This is a genomic window from Paenibacillus sp. PL91, assembly GCF_012935325.2.
GTDB lineage: Bacteria > Bacillota > Bacilli > Paenibacillales > Paenibacillaceae > Pristimantibacillus.
On sequence record NZ_JABBYG020000005.1, the window covers coordinates 21,319 to 38,266 of the forward strand.

Annotated in this window: 13 protein-coding genes; 9 read left to right on the forward strand and 4 right to left on the reverse strand. The window is 51.7% G+C overall.

What is annotated here, in order from left to right; genetic code table 11:
- Nucleotides 1-12: 12 nt before the first annotated feature.
- The 4 genes from HI950_RS13465 to HI950_RS13480 are packed head-to-tail and all read left to right on the forward strand — an operon-like array spanning nucleotide 13 to nucleotide 4,339.
- On the forward strand, nucleotides 13-1,380 hold the full coding sequence (locus HI950_RS13465) for an NAD(P)-dependent oxidoreductase (RefSeq protein ID WP_169085539.1): 1,368 nt from the start codon (nucleotides 13-15) through the stop codon (nucleotides 1,378-1,380).
- Nucleotides 1,373-2,677 (forward strand): NAD-dependent dihydropyrimidine dehydrogenase subunit PreA, encoded by a 1,305-nt coding sequence (gene preA / locus HI950_RS13470; protein ID WP_169085409.1) that lies wholly within the window; start codon nucleotides 1,373-1,375, stop codon nucleotides 2,675-2,677. Before HI950_RS13465 ends, preA begins: the two co-directional genes overlap by 8 nt.
- A gap of 1 nt (nucleotide 2,678) precedes the next feature.
- Nucleotides 2,679-4,106 (forward strand): dihydropyrimidinase, encoded by a 1,428-nt coding sequence (gene hydA, locus HI950_RS13475; protein WP_169085407.1) that lies wholly within the window; start codon nucleotides 2,679-2,681, stop codon nucleotides 4,104-4,106.
- A 20-nt stretch (nucleotides 4,107-4,126) separates the two neighbouring features.
- A complete protein-coding gene (locus HI950_RS13480) occupies nucleotides 4,127-4,339 on the forward strand; it encodes a hypothetical protein (protein ID WP_169085405.1) in 213 nt (70 codons plus the stop codon).
- On the opposite strand, the gene HI950_RS13485 is transcribed toward HI950_RS13480, so the two are convergent.
- Nucleotides 4,336-5,955: a PucR family transcriptional regulator gene (locus HI950_RS13485; protein WP_169085403.1), complete on the reverse strand. Its 1,620-nt coding sequence runs from the start codon at nucleotides 5,953-5,955 to the stop codon at nucleotides 4,336-4,338. The genes HI950_RS13480 and HI950_RS13485 overlap by 4 nt on opposite strands.
- 247 nt (nucleotides 5,956-6,202) lie before the next feature.
- On the opposite strand from HI950_RS13485, the gene ald reads away from it, so the two are divergent.
- Entirely contained in the window at nucleotides 6,203-7,330 is a 1,128-nt protein-coding gene (gene ald, locus HI950_RS13490) for an alanine dehydrogenase (protein ID WP_169085537.1), read from the forward strand.
- Nucleotides 7,331-7,434: 104 nt separating this feature from the next.
- On the opposite strand, the gene HI950_RS13495 is transcribed toward ald, so the two are convergent.
- The gene (locus tag HI950_RS13495; protein WP_317618354.1) at nucleotides 7,435-8,679 is read right to left on the reverse strand and encodes an MFS transporter; all 1,245 of its coding nucleotides are present in this window, start codon (nucleotides 8,677-8,679) and stop codon (nucleotides 7,435-7,437) included.
- A gap of 213 nt (nucleotides 8,680-8,892) precedes the next feature.
- Between HI950_RS13495 and HI950_RS13500 the strand changes: the two genes are divergently transcribed.
- Entirely contained in the window at nucleotides 8,893-10,059 is a 1,167-nt protein-coding gene (locus tag HI950_RS13500; RefSeq protein ID WP_169085399.1) for an exonuclease SbcCD subunit D, read from the forward strand.
- On the forward strand, nucleotides 10,056-13,148 hold the full coding sequence (locus HI950_RS13505; protein WP_169085397.1) for an AAA family ATPase: 3,093 nt from the start codon (nucleotides 10,056-10,058) through the stop codon (nucleotides 13,146-13,148). The genes HI950_RS13500 and HI950_RS13505 overlap by 4 nt, the downstream gene beginning before the upstream one ends.
- A gap of 88 nt (nucleotides 13,149-13,236) precedes the next feature.
- Here HI950_RS13505 and HI950_RS13510 read toward each other — a convergent pair whose 3' ends face one another.
- A complete protein-coding gene (locus tag HI950_RS13510) occupies nucleotides 13,237-13,731 on the reverse strand; it encodes a hypothetical protein (RefSeq protein ID WP_169085395.1) in 495 nt (164 codons plus the stop codon).
- Nucleotides 13,732-13,795: 64 nt separating this feature from the next.
- Between HI950_RS13510 and HI950_RS13515 the strand changes: the two genes are divergently transcribed.
- Together HI950_RS13515 and HI950_RS13520 are read left to right on the forward strand one after the other, a co-directional pair.
- Entirely contained in the window at nucleotides 13,796-14,170 is a 375-nt protein-coding gene (locus HI950_RS13515) for a DUF423 domain-containing protein (protein ID WP_169085393.1), read from the forward strand.
- A gap of 164 nt (nucleotides 14,171-14,334) precedes the next feature.
- The gene (locus HI950_RS13520) at nucleotides 14,335-16,239 is read left to right on the forward strand and encodes a putative bifunctional diguanylate cyclase/phosphodiesterase (RefSeq protein ID WP_317618355.1); all 1,905 of its coding nucleotides are present in this window, start codon (nucleotides 14,335-14,337) and stop codon (nucleotides 16,237-16,239) included.
- A 55-nt stretch (nucleotides 16,240-16,294) separates the two neighbouring features.
- Here the strand turns inward: HI950_RS13520 and HI950_RS13525 are convergent, their stop codons facing one another.
- The gene (locus tag HI950_RS13525) at nucleotides 16,295-16,795 is read right to left on the reverse strand and encodes a hypothetical protein (RefSeq protein WP_169085391.1); all 501 of its coding nucleotides are present in this window, start codon (nucleotides 16,793-16,795) and stop codon (nucleotides 16,295-16,297) included.
- Between the last annotated feature and the right edge of the window lie 153 nt (nucleotides 16,796-16,948).

The following is a 16,948-nucleotide window of genomic DNA, read 5'->3' on the forward strand; positions in this document are numbered from 1 at the left end:
ATGGACATGAGCATGACGGTCAATGCGGCGTTTATTCCGGTTGATTCGCTAAGGCGCAATTTTGCCGAGGCGAAGGCGGGGATGCGCCCGAAGGAAGCGATTGAGGAATCAAATCGATGTCTGTACTGCTACGATGCGCCTTGCATCCAGGCATGCCCGACCGGCATCAACATCCCTTCTTTTATTAAAAAAATCGCATCCGGCAATATGAAAGGGTCGGCGCGCGCCATTATGGAGGCGAATCCGGTTGGCGCTACCTGCTCGAGAGTTTGCCCAACGGAGGAGCTGTGCGAGGGCGCTTGCGTGTTGAATCGCTCGTCCAAGCCGATCATGATCGGGAATCTGCAGCGCTATGCGACGGATTGGGCGATCAAGAACGAGCAAAGCCTTTTCAAGGCCGGTCAAAGCAACGGCAAGTCTGTCGCGATAATCGGCGGCGGTCCAGCCGGCCTGTCCGCAGCGCGCGAGCTTGCGAGATTTGGCTTCGCCGTCACCATATTCGAAGCGAAGGAGCAGGCAGGAGGGCTCGATACGTATGGCATCGTATCGTTCCGTTTGCCGCAAAGCATATCGCTTTGGGAAGTCGAGCAGGTGAGGAATTTGGGCGTCGACATCCGGACGAATACGAGGGTTGGCGTTGATGTCCAAGTGAATGACCTGCTTGAGCAGTATGATGCGATTGTGCTGGCGATCGGCATGTCTAAGGTGCCGGATCTCGGCATCGAGGGCGAGCATTTAACAGGCGTATACGATGCGATCGATTTTGTGGAAGCGACCAAATCGGAGCTTTCGACTGCTTTCATCGGCAAGCGCATTGCCGTCATCGGAGCGGGCAATACCGCAATTGACGCCGCAACCTGTTCGGTGAGACTCGGAGCGGCAAACGTGAAGATGGTCTACCGCAGGACGAGAGAGGAAATGACCGCTTACGATTTTGAGTTTGAATTCGCGAAGCAGGATGGCGTGGAGTTTGTTTGGCTGAGCGCGCCAAGCAAAATTATCGGTGATGCGGACGGCAATGTCAAAGCGCTCGAATGCATGGAGATGAGGCTTGAAGCAGCAGTCGTTGGCGGCAGGAAAAGGCCGGTTCCCGTAGAAGGCGCAACCTTCGAGCTAGAGGTGGATGCGGTCATTAAGGCGATTGGGCAGACGCGGTACATGCCTTTGATCGAGCAGCTTGGCGTCGACCATAAGCGCGGCATCGTAACGGTGAATACCGAGACGTATCAGACCTCCAATTCCCGTATTTATGCGGCAGGAGACGTTATTTTTGGCGAAGGGCAAGGCGAGGCGATGGTCGTATCCGCAGCGCAGCAAGGGAAGCTGGCCGCCTTTTCCATTTTCAATACGCTAATCGCGAGGAGGGAACGTTATGGCTGATCTAAGGATTCAATTGGCAGGCATATCTTCGCCAAATCCATTCTGGCTCGCATCCGCGCCGCCAACGAATACCGGCTACCAGGTGCAGCGTGCATTTGAAGCGGGCTGGGGCGGGGCTGTATGGAAGACGCTTGGCGATCCGATCATCAACACGTCATCCCGTTTTGCCGCTGTTCATTTCAACGGACAGCGCGTGGCGGGCTTCAACAATATCGAGCTGATATCCGATCGACCGCTTGAGATCAACCTGAAGGAAATTTATGAAACGAAAAAAAGGTTTCCCGGCCATGCGGTCGTCGTTTCGCTGATGGTCGAGCCAAGGCGCGAGAAATGGCATGAAATTGTGAAAAAGGTCGAGGATATCGGCGTAGACGGGCTGGAGCTGAACTTCGGCTGTCCGCACGGCATGGCCGAACGGGGAATGGGGGCAGCGTCGGGACAGCAGCCGGATCTGGTCGAGATGCAGACGATGTGGGTCAAGGAGGTTGCGCGAACGCCGGTCATCGTCAAGCTTACGCCGAATATTACCGACATCACGGCAACAGCCAAAGCCGCTGTCCGCGGCGGAGCGGATGCGATATCGCTCATCAATACGATCAATTCGCTTGCGGGCGTAGATATCGACACCTGGAATACGATTCCGCATGTCGGCGGAAAAGGGGCGCATGGCGGCTATTGCGGTCCAGCCGTTAAGCCGATCGCGCTTAATATGGTTGCCGAATGCGCGCGCAATCCGCTGGTCGGCGTTCCGATCTCCGGCATTGGCGGCATATCGAGCTGGCGCGATGCGGTTGAGTTTTTGCTGATGGGCGCGACGGGGGTGCAGGTGTGCACGGCGGCGATGCATCATGGCTTCAGCATTGTAGAGGATATGATCGACGGCTTGAACAATTACTTGGACGATAAGGGATTAAAATCCGTCAATCAGCTGATTGGCAAATCGGTAGAGCGTTATTCGGACTGGGGCAATCTCGACCTGAATTATGCGGTCGTCGCGCGAATTGAGCAGGAGACGTGCATTGTGTGCAACAAATGCCATATTGCATGCGAGGATACCTCGCATCAGTGCATTGAGCGGCATACGGACGAAAATGGCGCGGCTTACCTTAAAGTTCGAGAGGAGGATTGCGTAGGCTGCAATCTTTGCTCCATCGTCTGTCCGGTGGAGGGCGCGATATCGATGATCGAGGTACCCGCCACGGAGCTGCCTCTTAGCTGGAATCAGCGGCAGGCGGCAATCGCGGCGCTAGGAAAAGGCAATGGAGATGGCGATGCCGATACGAAGGAGGCGGTGTAGCATGACGGCGAGGCTAATTAAAAATGGGACGGTCGTTACGGCGGCTGACACGTATGCAGCCGATGTGCTTATTAAGGAGGGCATCATCGCCAAAATTGGGTTGGACTTAACCGACGAGGCGGATGAGATAATCGATGCGTCAGGCAAATATGTGTTTCCCGGCGGCATTGATCCGCATACTCATCTCGAAATGCCGTTTGGAGGGACGGTTACGGCCGATGATTTTGCAACCGGCACAAGAGCGGCGGCATTCGGCGGTACGACAACAATCGTCGATTTCTGCTTAACGACGAAGGGGAAGCCGCTGAGTGAATCGATTAAGACGTGGCATAACAAGGCGAATGGAAAAGCGGTTATCGATTACGGCTTCCATCTGATGATCGGGGAAATAAACGATGAAGTGCTGGCTGAGCTTCCGGCGATTGTCAAGGAAGAGGGCATTACGTCCTTAAAGGTATTCATGGCTTACAAAAATGTATTTCAAGCGGATGACGGCACGTTGTTTCGGACGCTGCTCGCTGCCAAGGAGCTTGGCGCGATGGTCATGGTGCATGCCGAAAATGGCGACGTTATCGATTTTCTCATTCAGAAGGCGCTCGCGGAAGGGAATACCGACCCGATATATCACGCGCTTACAAGGCCTTCCATTATTGAAGGGGAAGCGACCGGACGTGCGGCGAAGCTGGCTGAGCTCGCCGGTGCAAGGCTGTACGTTGTGCATGTGACCTGCGCAGAGGCAGTGCAGCAAATTGCGGAAGCAAGAAATAAAGGCGTCGATATTTGGGGCGAGACCTGCCCGCAATATTTGGTGCTCGATCAGTCTTATTTGGAGAAGCCGGATTTTGAAGGAGCCAAATATGTATGGTCGCCGCCGCTTCGCGAAGCGTTCCATCAGGAGGTGCTGTGGAATGCGCTGAAGAGCGGTCAATTGCAGACGCTTGGCTCGGATCATTGCTCCTTTAATTTTGACGGGCAAAAGGATCTTGGTCTTGGCGATTTCAGCAAAATTCCAAATGGCGGCCCTGTCATTGAGGACCGCTTCTCTCTCTTTTATTCGGAAGGCGTTAATAAAGGTCGAATTACGCTCCATCAATTCGTTGATATCGTATCGACGCGTAATGCGAAGCTGTTCGGCTTGTTCCCGCGAAAGGGGACGATTGCCGTTGGCAGCGACGCGGATATCGTCATCTTCGATCCGTTAGCAGGGCGTACGCTCTCCGCGAAGACGCACCATATGAACGTGGATTACAATCCCTTTGAAGGGATGCAGGTGACCGGCGAGCCGATAAGCGTCCTGTCGCGCGGCGAATTCGTCATTCAGGACCGGCAGTTTGTCGGCGCAATGGGAGCAGGACGTTACTTGAAGCGAGCTCCGTATGCTGCGGCACACGCAGCTGCATCCGTATCAAAAGAAGAGATAAAGCGATAGCGCTGAAGGAGGCGAATGGCATGTCCGCTTATGAGCAATATGCAAAAGAGAAAAACAAAATCGATGCGTATATCAACCAGCAATATGTCATTTCTGGCGTTACAGAAGGCTTAAGCGGTGATTTGCTGGAGTTTAAGCATCCCGGCGGGGACCAAGCGACGCTGCTCGTGAAGACGGCGGATGCCCGGAAATATTTTGTCAATGTGCTCCTCAAGCAGTCTCCCAGCGCCTAATCGATTGGGCCGTGCACATATTCGTAAGCCCGGAGCGCGAGCTCGATCGTTAGCCGTTTGTCTTGCTCCATGAAATGATCTCCAAGCAGCGCAGCGAGCTTGTCCAGTCGATGGTAGAGTGTCTGCCTTGCGATGAATAACGCTTTCGCCGTCTCATGCTTGGAGCCGGACAGCTTCAAATAGACGTTTAACGTCTGCAGCAAATGGCCGTTTTTCTCCTGATCGCTGGCGACCACAGGGCCGATATATTCTTCCATTAAAGCGGGAAGGGCATCTGCTTTTTTGAGCGTGTAAATGATTTTGTGCAAATGCAAATCACCGTAGAACGGGGACGGAAGCGGTCCAATATCCTTCTGGATCGCAAGCGTTTCCTTGGCTGTCTCGTAGCTTTCCTGCACATTCGTCAACTGCTTGATATAGCTGCCGATGCCCATATGCGATGAGAAAAAGGACGTTTCATGTTGCTGCTCCGTCTTTTGCAGCCTCTGGATGGCTCGCATGAGGCGCTCCTTGAATGTGATGGCGCTCAGCTGGTCAAGCACGATGAATACAATATGTTCATGCAGCAGCAGAGGAAGGAGAAGGAGCCCTTCTCCTTCAAAAATAGCGCGTGCGACCATATTTTTCTGAATAAGCAGATTGTCATCGTCCTTATTGGTCCAAGTCTTGGATGGATTACTAAAATCAAAAAGGCAAACCGTTACGCCCGTTAGCTTGGCAGCTGGCCGAAGCGAGCGAATGTAGTCTTGCACCTCATTTGCCGAATGCTTGCCGCTCAGCCAATCCACCGACCAGAGGTCCTCCTTGTGGCGGCGCCGCTCCTCCATATACTTGGTACGCATCATTTCCTGGGCAATGGCCGTTGCTGCGCGATCCAACGCTAAAATTTGAAACTCGCTCAGCTCCAGCTTGCCTTGCAGCAGCAAATCGGCGAATAGGTGGTCAAGCGCTAATATCGGTCGATGGGCGATCATTCGCTTCTGCTGCGGCTCGGCGAACATTTTGCCATAAATCCATTGCTCATAGAAGCTGTCGGCTTTGGCTCTTGGCATATGTGGAATAAAATGCGGCTCAGCGCCTAGCGGGAAAAAGGCAACCTGCGCGCCTGTTGTTTGATGAAGCAGGCGAAGAAGAGACATCATGCCCTTGCCGGAGAGCAGCAGCTGATTAAGCTCTGTAGATAAAATCTCAAGTTCGGATACCATGCGATGATGCTGGTGAATGAAGTGGGCGTGAAGATCCTGCGTAATATCGATATAACGGACCTCTTCGTGGAAAAAAATGAGGGGAAAGCTCTCGCGCTTCGCGAGCTCCTTCATCTTATCAAACGGCTGCTTGGTGTAGAGGCCAAGCTCAATGCACAGGCCTGATGCGCCGCTGTCGATAAGCTGCTGGAGAAACAATAAGCTAAGCGCTTCATCATCATGCCAGCCGATGCCGGTGCACAGGATAAGCTCATGACCGTTTAATAGATGGCCGACTTGGGTTACTTCCATAATATGAACCCATTTTACGATGCGGTTCAGCGCCTCCTCGCTGGCGAAGGCTTCCGCTTTTTGAAACAGGGGACGCTCCAAAATTTCCTTTACCGTCAGCTGCAGCACCGTCTTCACCATAGGCAGTCACCGTCCATTTCGGATTTTAACGCTTTTAGACGATTATACAAGATTTCCAAAATGATTGATTGGAAAATTATGCGGGCAGATGTGGTCGGTCCCGCGCCGGTTGCCTTTTTCCATTCGCAGGCTGGAAGGATTCCTACTACGGGGAACTTGCATGCGAATGGCAAGGAGGGCATTGCAGTTTATACAAAGAAGATGATTACGTCTAGATACTTTTAGCAAAACAAGGAGGCGAAGCGTGATGGAGATCGGAGTGCCAAAAGAAATGAAAAGCCAAGAAAACCGTATCGCCATTACACCGGGCGGCGTCCATGAGCTTATGCGGCACGGTCATCAGGTGTTTGTGGAGAGCGGAGCGGGTGCCGGCTCGGGGATAACGGACGAGCAATTCGAAGCGGCTGGAGCAGTTGTTGTCCCATACCCGGAGGACGCTTGGAGCAAGCAGCTGGTGCTGAAGGTAAAGGAGCCACTTAAGGAGGAATTTTGTTATTTTCATGAAAAGCTGCATTTGTTTACGTACCTGCATCTGGCTGCCGAGCCGGAGCTGACGGAAGCGCTAATCCGGCATAAGGTAACGGCGATTGCATATGAGACGGTGCAATTAGCCGGCGGACAGCTGCCGCTGCTGACGCCGATGAGCGACATTGCCGGAAGAATGGCGGCGCAGCTCGGCGCTCAGTTTCTGGAGAAGACAAATGGCGGAAAAGGGCTGCTGCTGGGAGGCGTGCCCGGCGTCCGAAAAGGGCGTGTAGCGATCATTGGAGGCGGTGTAGTAGGAACTGGGGCAGCACAAATCGCGATTGGGCTTGGCGCTGACGTTACGATTCTCGATACGGACGCGGGCAGGCTGCGCTACTTGGATGAACGGTTTGGCGGGAGGGCGCATACGCTCGCTTCGACGAAGCTGCAGCTTGCGGAAGCCGTTGCCGCCTCAGATCTCGTCATCGGAGCTGTGCTTATTCCAGGCGCGCGGGCGCCGAAGCTGGTTGCGGAGGATGCCGTTCGGGCGATGGGAAGCGGTTCGGTCATTCTCGATGTGGCGATTGATCAAGGCGGCATCTTTGAAACGATAGACCGGATTACGACGCATGCGGCGCCGGTGTTCGAGAAGCACGGCATACTGCATTATGCCGTAGCCAATATGCCTGGAGCGGTGCCGGAGACAGCGACTGCGGCGCTTACGAACGCAACGGTTCCCTATGTGCTTGCGCTTGCGAATCTGGGTCTTAAGGATGCGGTGAACGCTTATCCCGCACTGCGCAGCGGCATTAATACGCTGTCTGGCTGCGTGACGCACGCTGCGGTGGCCAAAGCGCATGACATGAGGCATACGGAGCTGAACGAGTGCTTGCAGTCCATATCCGCTTAACAGAAGTGTCCTCTTAGCAGCTGCAATTGCAGCTGCTAAGAGGACACTTTTTTCATGTTAGGATAGGGAAAATGATTTTTAGCCTTAGTATGGTGCTCTTGCCGCTATAAAACTTGATTCACACGACTCAGCTTGCGGAATAGCACTAGCGAGGTAGCGGCACAGAGCAGCGCGCATAGGCCGATGAACAAATAGCCGGCTTGCAGCCCTGCGACGAGGCTTGCTTGTGCATCTCCGCTGCCGGCAAACAGCCGCTTCGTCCAGTCTGTAATAGCGCCTATCAATAGGTTGCCGATCACGCTGGCAATGCCCATCAACGTGACGGTAAACGTGATGGCGGTATCGGCGTTGTTAGGATAGCGTTTAGCAAGCAGCGCCATTACAGTTGGATAGATGGGTGCGATACCGACGCCGGCTAGTGCAAATAGAAAGGCGCCCGGCTCGCCTATCACAATCGCTGCTATCGAGCACAGGCCGGAGAAAGACGATAGTAGGATAAGTGATTTCGTATAGCCGATTTTGTCGGTGACAGGCCCAAGGACAAGCCGCGCAAGCATAAAGCAGAAGAAAAACGCAGAAAGCATTTTGGCCGACGCATCGCCGCTCCAGCCGTAGGCCTTCTCCAGAAAGTTTACGAGCCAGCCGCCAACGGCAAGCTCCGATATCACTCCGAAAGACAGCACAGCGACGATGAGCCAAGCCACTTTATCGCGTGCAAATTCCTTCAACGAGATGCGTTTCTCATGTCTTTCTTCATCGCCTGCATACCGTGCGAGCAGTCCAGGAAGCATTGGCAGGATCGAAAGAGCAAGCATCAGCATATACATCCCGCGCCAGCCGAGTGCGGAGCCGAATATGTCTACTCCCATCAATGATGCAGCGATGATTGGCGCGAAGGTCGAGCTCAGTCCATAAAAGAAGTGTGCGAGATTCATCATCGTGCCCGTGTTTTTAATGAAGATGCGAGCAGCCAGTATGGCGAGACCGATTTCGAGTATCCCGTTGCCGACATACATGAGGAAATATGCGGAAGAAAGAGTCGTATAGCTGGCTGCAAAATAGATGCACACACCCGATAACGCCATGGAGCCGAAGGCTAGTGCGAGCGTCAGCTTCATGCCTGCCTTGCGAGTAAGCCAGCCGGTAAAGCTGCACGCAAGCAAATAGCCGAGAGAGTTAAAGGCAAGCAGAATGCCGACCTGCAGCTCGTCAAGCTTTAAATCAGCCTGCATCCTTGGGAGAGCAGGCCCTTTAATATTTTCCGAGAAGCCAAAAACGAGAAAACCGCCAAAAACGACGATGAGCAGCAGGATGTAGTTTTTGGATAAAGTGGAAGTTAGGCGAGACACGGTTTGTTGACCTCCAAAATAGCGATTATAATGATAGAAGCAATTGATAGACGATAAAGCTGTTTTTAACTTTAACGCCATTCCTCGTGCAGCGCAAGGCTAGAGGCAGGGTGCATGCAGTAAACGATGCGTTGTGCCGGCACGAATGGTAATATAAATGATAGAATGATAGGCTGGCTTTTTTGATGAGCTAGGAAGGGATGTTTGGGACGAATGAAGCTATTTCATACCGCGGACTGGCATTTAGGCAAGCTTGTTCAAGGCGTATATATGACGGAAGACCAGCGTTATGTGCTGCAGCAGCTGCTGCAAGCAATTGAAACGGAGCGGCCGGATGCCGTTATTATTGCAGGGGATCTTTATGATCGTGCCGTGCCGCCTACAGAAGCGGTTGAGCTGCTCGACGAGCTGCTAGCACGTATCGTCATTGATCTAAATACGCCGGTGCTGGCGATTTCAGGCAATCATGACAGCCCCGACCGCATTAATTTCGGTACAAAATTGATGGAAAAGAGAGGCCTTTATCTCGTTGGACAGCTGAAGCAGGGGTTAAAGCCTGTCGTGCTGCACGATACATATGGGGAAGTGCATTTCCATCTTGTTCCATACGTTGATCCTGCTCAAGCTCGCTACCAGCTAGGCGAGGAGTCGATACGCTCCCATGACGATGCGATGCGCGTCATTACAGATAAGCTTACGGCGAGCATGGACCCAAATGCTAGACATGTGTTCATTGGGCATGCCTTCGTGACGGCAACGGGGGAACCGGAGCTTAATACGAGCGACTCCGAACGGCCCTTGTCGGTTGGCGGAGCCGAGCATGTGAGCGCTGCTTATTTTGAGAAGTTTCATTATACGGCGCTCGGCCATTTGCATCAGGCGCATTTCGTCAAAGACAATACGATAAGATATGCCGGATCTCCGCTCAAATATTCGATTTCTGAGGAAAACCATGTCAAAGGATATCTCGTAATCGAGCTGGATGAGGCTGGCGGCGCAGCGATTGAGAAGCGTGAGCTTCAGCCGCTGCGCAATATGCGCCGGGTTGCAGCTTCGATAGAAGAGCTGGAGAAGCACCCAGTCAATGAGGATTATGTATTCGTAACCCTTCTTAATGACAATCCCGTTCTCTTCCCGATGGAGAAGGTGCGTGCAATCTATCCGAATGCGCTTCATGTCGACCGTCGACAAACGCACAGCTTGAGCGTGGAAGGCGAAGCGGAAGCGGGCAGCAGCATCGGAAGACGAGAGGCCGATCCGGTTGAGCTATTTGCCGCCTTTTATCAGGAGGTCAAAGGACAGCCGCTTACGGATGCCAAAAAAGCGTTGTTTGCCGATACGTACGCAGAGCTGCTGCGCGAGGAAGGAGGGGCGCTATGAGACCGATTAAACTGACGATGACGGCATTCGGGTCCTATCGCGATACGGAAACGATCGATTTCAGCCTGCTGGAGGATCGCCGCTTGTTCGTTATTTCGGGGAATACGGGAGCGGGAAAAACATCAATATTCGATGCGATTTGCTTCGCTTTCTATGGAACGGCAAGCGGCGAGGACCGCTCGGACCCGCGTATGCTGCGCAGCCATTTTGCAGCTGAGGATACGCATACGGCCGTCATTTTTGATTTTGCGGTGGGCCGCAGAAGCTATTCGGTCATTAGACAGATGCCTCATCGCAAGGGCGGCAACAAAAGCGAAACGGGCGGCAAAGCCGAATTATATGAAACGACTAGCGGCGAGGCGATTCCGGCGGTGGATCGGTTTATACTCTCCGACGTGAATGCGAAGCTCGAGCAAATTATTGGGCTAACGAAGGAGCAGTTCAGCCAGATCGTCATGCTGCCGCAGGGTGAATTTCGCAGGCTGCTAACGTCCGATACGGATAACAAGGAAGAGATTTTGCGGCGTATTTTTCGTACGGAGCTATATGAACGGCTGGAGAGCCGCTTTCAACAGAAAAACCGAGGCTTGCAGGATCAGCTTAAGGAAGCAAAAGCGACGATGCATGTTTATATGAAGCAAGTGCAGGAGGCGCTCCCGGAGCGGGAGGAGAGCGAGCTCTCACGCGTTTTAAAGCAGGAAATATACAGTCCAACCCAGATGACGGAAGCGCTGGAGCATGAGTTCGAGTTCTATAAGGAGCTGGCAGGACAAGCGGCGGAGCAGAAGGAAGCGCTGGCGGTTAGGCTTGAAGGGCAGGAGGCGCAGCTGCGATCAGCCATTACGCTTAACAGCAAGCATGAGGAATATGATCGGAAGCGGGCTCAGCAGGAGCAGCAGGAAGCCCAAAAGGCTGATTATGCGGCGAAGGAGCAGCAGCTGGCCCTTGCGGAGAAGGCGGCACAATTGGCGCCTTATATGGAGCAGGCTGAGCGGGCAAGCACTGATGCAATTACGAGGCGGAATCAGCTTGCAGCAAGGCAAGCCGAGCTGCTGGCGGCCGAGCGCGAGCAAGCGATAGCTGCCGAGCGTTACGCGGCAGAGGAGCAGCGCGAGGAGGAGAGGCGCGAAGCCGAGCGCGAGCTGAGCAGGCTAACAGAGATGGTGCCGACTGTGAAGACGCTGGCAAGCCAGAAGCTTGCGATTGACAAGCTGATTCAAACGGAGAAAAGCTGCAGCGACAAGCTGCAGGCGGGTGAGGCTGCGCTAGCACAGCTTCGAGATGCGAAGCAAGCCGCACAGCTAAAGGTCAAGCAAATGGAACAGGATACGGCTGAATTGACCGAGATGCTGGACAAGCTGCGCCTGATCGAGCAGCAAGGGAAGCAGCTCAAGCGTTTAGTAGATGTAGAGAAGGAAATGTCACGTATTGCCCAGCTCGAGAGGGAGTTTGCGTTGTCGCTTGCCAAAGCCAAGCAGGAGCATGATCAGCTTGAAACCTCCTGGATCGAGGGGCAGGCAGCGCTGCTTGCCGCCCATTTGCATGACGGCAAGCCATGTCCCGTATGCGGCAGCGAGGAGCATCCCGACAAAGCGGTTACAACCGCCGAGGTACCTTCGCGGGAGCGGCTGCAGGAGGCGAAGGCGCAACTGAGCGCAGTGGAACGCGAATGGCTGGAAGCACGAGCGCAAATGGCGGCAGCAAGCGCGAATCGCGAGGAAGGCGCCAAAGAGCTGGCGGAATTCGGCTTGCAGGCAGTGATGCTGGAGGAACAAAGAGCGCAGCTGCTGCAGCAATGGCGCGTCCTAAAGGAGCAAACGGATAAGCTGTCGCTCCAGGCTAAGCAGCTGCCAGAGCTCAAGCAGCAGATCGAGCAGCAGGAGCAGCTTCTTGAGAAGCAGCTTCAGGCTAAGGAGCAGCTTCAGCAGGAGATGCAGCGTCTTGTCATCGAGCGAGCATCGCAGCATTCGGCAATGCAGAAGGAGCTGGAGCGTATTCCGGAGACACTGCGCTCGCCGGATAAGCTGAATGCCAAGCTGAATGAACAGCAAGCTGTCACCAGCCGTTTAAGTGCTGCGTGGAAAGCTGTTCAGGAGCAGCTTCAAAACATGACCGCAAAGCTGGCTGAGCAGAAGGCATACGCGGTTCAAGCTGTGCGTCAGCAGGAGGAGGCGGAGAGCAATAAGCAGCTTGCCGAGCATCGGCTGATGGAGGAGCTTGTGAAGGCAGGCTTTGAAACGGTTCAGCAATATCGTGAAGCAGCATTGACTGAAAAAGCAAGAGAGCTGCTTCGAAACGATATTTCTGCTTATCGAACCGCTGTTTCATTGTTGACGCAGCAGCTTGTGGAGCTGCAGGCTGAGCTTGCCGGCAAACCGAGGGTCGATCTCGTGCTGCTGAAGGGTCAGCTGGACGCATTGAAGCTGCAGCTGGAGCAAATGATTGCGGCCGCACAAACCGCTCTTCGTACCGCGCAAGCCACACAGCGCTTATCCGCGTTAATTAGAGGGGCGAATGAGCAGGTGAAGAGCCTTGAAACGAAGCTTGAGGAAGTGATGGACATCTTCCAAATGCTGAAGGGCGATAATGCGCTCAAAATATCGTTCGAGCGTTATATTCTAATCGAGTTTTTGGAGCAAATTTTGTATGCAGCCAACGCCCGTCTTCGCGACCTGTCGAATGGGCAATTCTCCTTGCAGAGAAGCGATCGCCTAGAAAATCGAGGAAAGCAAAGCGGCCTTGGACTCGATGTCTATGATGCCTATACGGGGCAAAATCGCGATGTGAAGACGTTATCCGGCGGCGAGAAGTTTAACGCCTCGCTGTGCCTTGCGCTTGGAATGACGGACGTTATTCAGTCTCATCTTGGCGGAGTGACCATAGAGATGATGTTCATTGATGAGGGCTTCGGCTCGTTAGATGAGGAATCGCTGCAGAAAGCCATAGCGGCGCTCGTCGATCTCCAAAAGGCGGGCAGGATGATCGGCGTTATCTCCCATGTGCAGGAACTGAAGGATGCATTCCCTGCTTGCCTTGAGGTCAACAAAACGAAGGAAGGCTTCAGCCGTACGAAAATAACAGTAAAATAATAATCAGACATCAGATGAAATAAAAAAAGCCTGCTTCATGCCCGCAAAGGAGGCTGAAGCAGACTGGCGCAACAAAGAGGAATGAGTTTTAAGCGACATTAGCAGCAATTGATGCAATGCCCGCAAAAAACAATCCGATCCCGCCTACAAAAACGAGAACGTTCAGGACAATGCCAACTACGCTGAATACTTTGCGGCGTTTGCTTGAGAAGGCGCCGATAATAGCCAAAATAAGTCCTACTAGCGAGATTAAGCCTGCGCCAAAGATGCAGAAGATGGCTATTACCATAGAAGCGAGTACCTCTTGTCCCAGCTCTTCGATAGACGCTTGAAAAGCGGCTGTATCCGCTGAAGGATCAGGCAGGTTGTTGTTCCCGATTTGATCGGCGAACGAGGAGCCTGATACAATAGCAATAATAAGCAAAACGACTGAAATTAAACCGATAATAAGGGATGCAATGCCAAGTCCAGAATGCTTCTTTGGACCTTCGTAAGGAGAAGGCTCGTTTGAGAAGACTGGTCTTGAGGCAAAAGGGTCGTTCTCGGGTGGAAGGTTAGTTCCATTGGTGCGTTCATTTTCCAAATTTATCATCTCCTTTACTAATTACGGTAAAATTATACACAAGTTTGAAAGGAATGAAAACTACATGTTTCCTAAATATTTTGCAATTGGCGCCATTAATGCGGCGCTTGCGATCGCGCTTGGCGCATTCGGTGCTCACGGATTAGAAAAACAATTGACGGAGCATTACCTTGAAGTGTTCGAAACGGGAGTAAGATATCATATGTACAGCGCTTTAGGATTAATGCTGATTGCGTTATTCGCTAAGCAAATCGGCTCAAGCAAGCTAGTATTGAACGGGGGCCGGCTCATTGTAGGCGGGACCGTACTCTTTAGCGGCAGCCTTTATGTGCTTGCAGTCAGCGGCTTTACCAAGCTAGGCATCATTACACCTTTGGGCGGCGTTGCTATACTTGCCGGCTGGGCATGCGTTATTGTTGCAGCAATAAAAAAAAGCTAATATGATATTGAAAAAAATGTAATATTTCGAGTTGCCGACATAATATACTGTAATGTAACAAAAAAACAAATAACTTTAGTAAATATTTCTATACCAGATCGATTGCATCGTTTATAATAAAGCGAACACTCACTTGACTCGAAAAAGAGGAAGGACGTTTGTGCGTGACGAAACGGATGGATGGTTTTCCTGAAAGAAACAAGCGACTTCAGCTCAAGCAATCAACGAACGGATCTATAATAATCAGCTGCCTGCTTGCAGCTCTTGCAGCGATTTGGATCGTGGTTGCCTTATTGTTGATTTCAAATCCGATGTACAAGTGGACGGCTACAGCCATTGCTGCTTCGCTACTCGTGACCGCAATAATTGTTTATATAAAACGCAATGTGACGATCAGCTTTCAAAACTATCATACGGCAATCGTTGAAACCTTGCTTCGTTCCGATGCCGTACCGCTTGCCATATTGAATAGAAGCGGCATCGTCATGGAGATGAACGAGGCGTCAAGCCGTACGCTTGGCTATCAGCGCTCCGAGCTTCTGGGAGAGCCCATCTCACGGCTAGTCGAGCCTGCCAGCCGCCAGCCTCTGCAGGATTCGCTGGAGCATGCCTTGCTAGGAGAAACGAAGCAGACGAACATTAACATCACGCATGGCTCCGGGTTTCCATTGGAGCTACAGGTGACATGCTCTCCAATGCTGCAGGATAACGAGGTAATCGGCACTGTTTTGATCAGTCAGGATTTAAGCGACCGTAAACGGAACGTTGAACGGATTCGCTATATGGCCTATTACGATGATATGACAGGCCTGCCGAACCGGACATTGTTTCAGATGAAGCTGACCGAGACGCTGGTCAGGGCTAAGGAAGAAGAACGGGTAGTCGGCATCTGTTATTTGGATCTGGACCGCTTTAAGCTCGTCAATGCATCCTTTGGACGCGAATTTGGCGATATTCTCCTTATGCAGGTTGCCGAGCGATTAAACAGAAACCTTTCCGACAACGATTTTGCCGCTCGCATGGAAGGTGATGAATTCGCCTTATTGTATTGCAATGTACAATCTGAGAAGCATTTGCTTGAGCTGTCGAAGCAGCTTCTGAGGTCGATTGAAGAGCCGTATGAGCTAAGCGGTTTTCCTTTACATATTACAGCGAGCATTGGTTCAGTAACGAACCGCAACGAGGATGACGATAGCTACGCGCTTATCAAGAAAGCCGATATGGCGCTTGTAAAGGTGAAGGAAAGCGGTAAAAATGATTGCCTGCTTTATTCGGAGAGCTGGAGCAATTCGTCGTTTGAACGCCTTACGCTGCAGCATGAAATGTACCGCGCCATACAGCGCGATGAATTTATTTTACATTACCAGCCGCAATATGATTTGGTCTCTGGAACGATGGTTGGCGTAGAGGCGCTAGTACGGTGGAATCACCCGCTCAAAGGAATGATACCGCCAGGAGACTTTATTCCTTTAGCGGAAGAGAGCGGAATGATCGTACAGATTGGCGACTGGGTGCTTGAAGAGGCATGCCGTCAGAACAAAGCGTGGCAAGACGCTGGGCTGCCGCCAATTCCGGTATCCGTCAACTTATCCATTAGGCAATTCGTTCAAAATGATCTAGCCAGCAAAGTATCTGCCGTGCTTGAGAAAACAGGTCTGGATGCTAAATATTTGGATTTGGAAATAACGGAGTCGATGACGATGGATGTCAGCCATGTGTCCCGGTGCTTGCTGGATTTAACGGATTTAGGCGTCAATATTAGCGTGGATGATTTTGGCACCGGCTATAGTTCCTTTCATTATTTAAAAAACTTTCCGATTGATCGATTGAAAATTGATCGGTCGTTCGTTCGGGATATTCAGCAGGATCCAAGCGATGCGGAGATCGTGGCTGCCATTATCGCAATGGCTCACAATTTGAACATACAGGTCATCGCTGAAGGCGTGGAGACAGAAGGCCAGATGGAGTTTTTAAGAAAGCATAAATGCGATGAAATGCAAGGCTACTTTTGGAGTCCTCCCGTTACAAGCGACAGTATCGAACTCATGCTTACACCCGGCTACATATAAAAACCGTTCATTGGCTGCTTTAGGACAGTCATTGAACGGTTTTTTTTAGTGCTTATTAATAGGTGAAATCTTCAACTTCATTTAAACGGAACGTATAAACCTGCTTCTCGTCTACATGGTACACCGTAATGATATTTTCGGCTTCATCCATATTAATGATTCTGCAAGGGATGTTGAGCTTGATGCCAAGGCCTTTGTTTACGATCAGCCTAACTAAGGTGTTGTTTTTCATGATTGCTCTTATTTTGTCAAAATAGCTTAAAGTCTCAAACGAAGGCGCTTCAAGCTTGTCTGCGCTTTTTGCATGGGATTTCACTTCGTTGCTTTCAACTGCTTGTACAGGGACGTCTTGCGTAGCTGCTGCGTTCTGTTTCCGCTCATCGATGAGCTCGCCTAGCTTAATGCCTGACAATATGCGAAAATCAACGAGTTCCGAATGATTATTTAACGCATGAAGAAGCTTCTCTAACGCAACAGCATTATTACTTCCTTCAACAAGCACCTCAATATTGAAAACAAAAGATGACTGATTGAGGGATGAGGGATGTTTTTCCATAGGACCTCCGGAAGGTTTTGTATAGTACTAATATACCACTAATATAGCTAATTCATATAGTCATATTTAATGAGCATTTATCCAACACTGTAAAAAAATTTCTGCATATAATGATGATGCAATGCCTCTTATTCATGAACCGAAGGGGGTGGA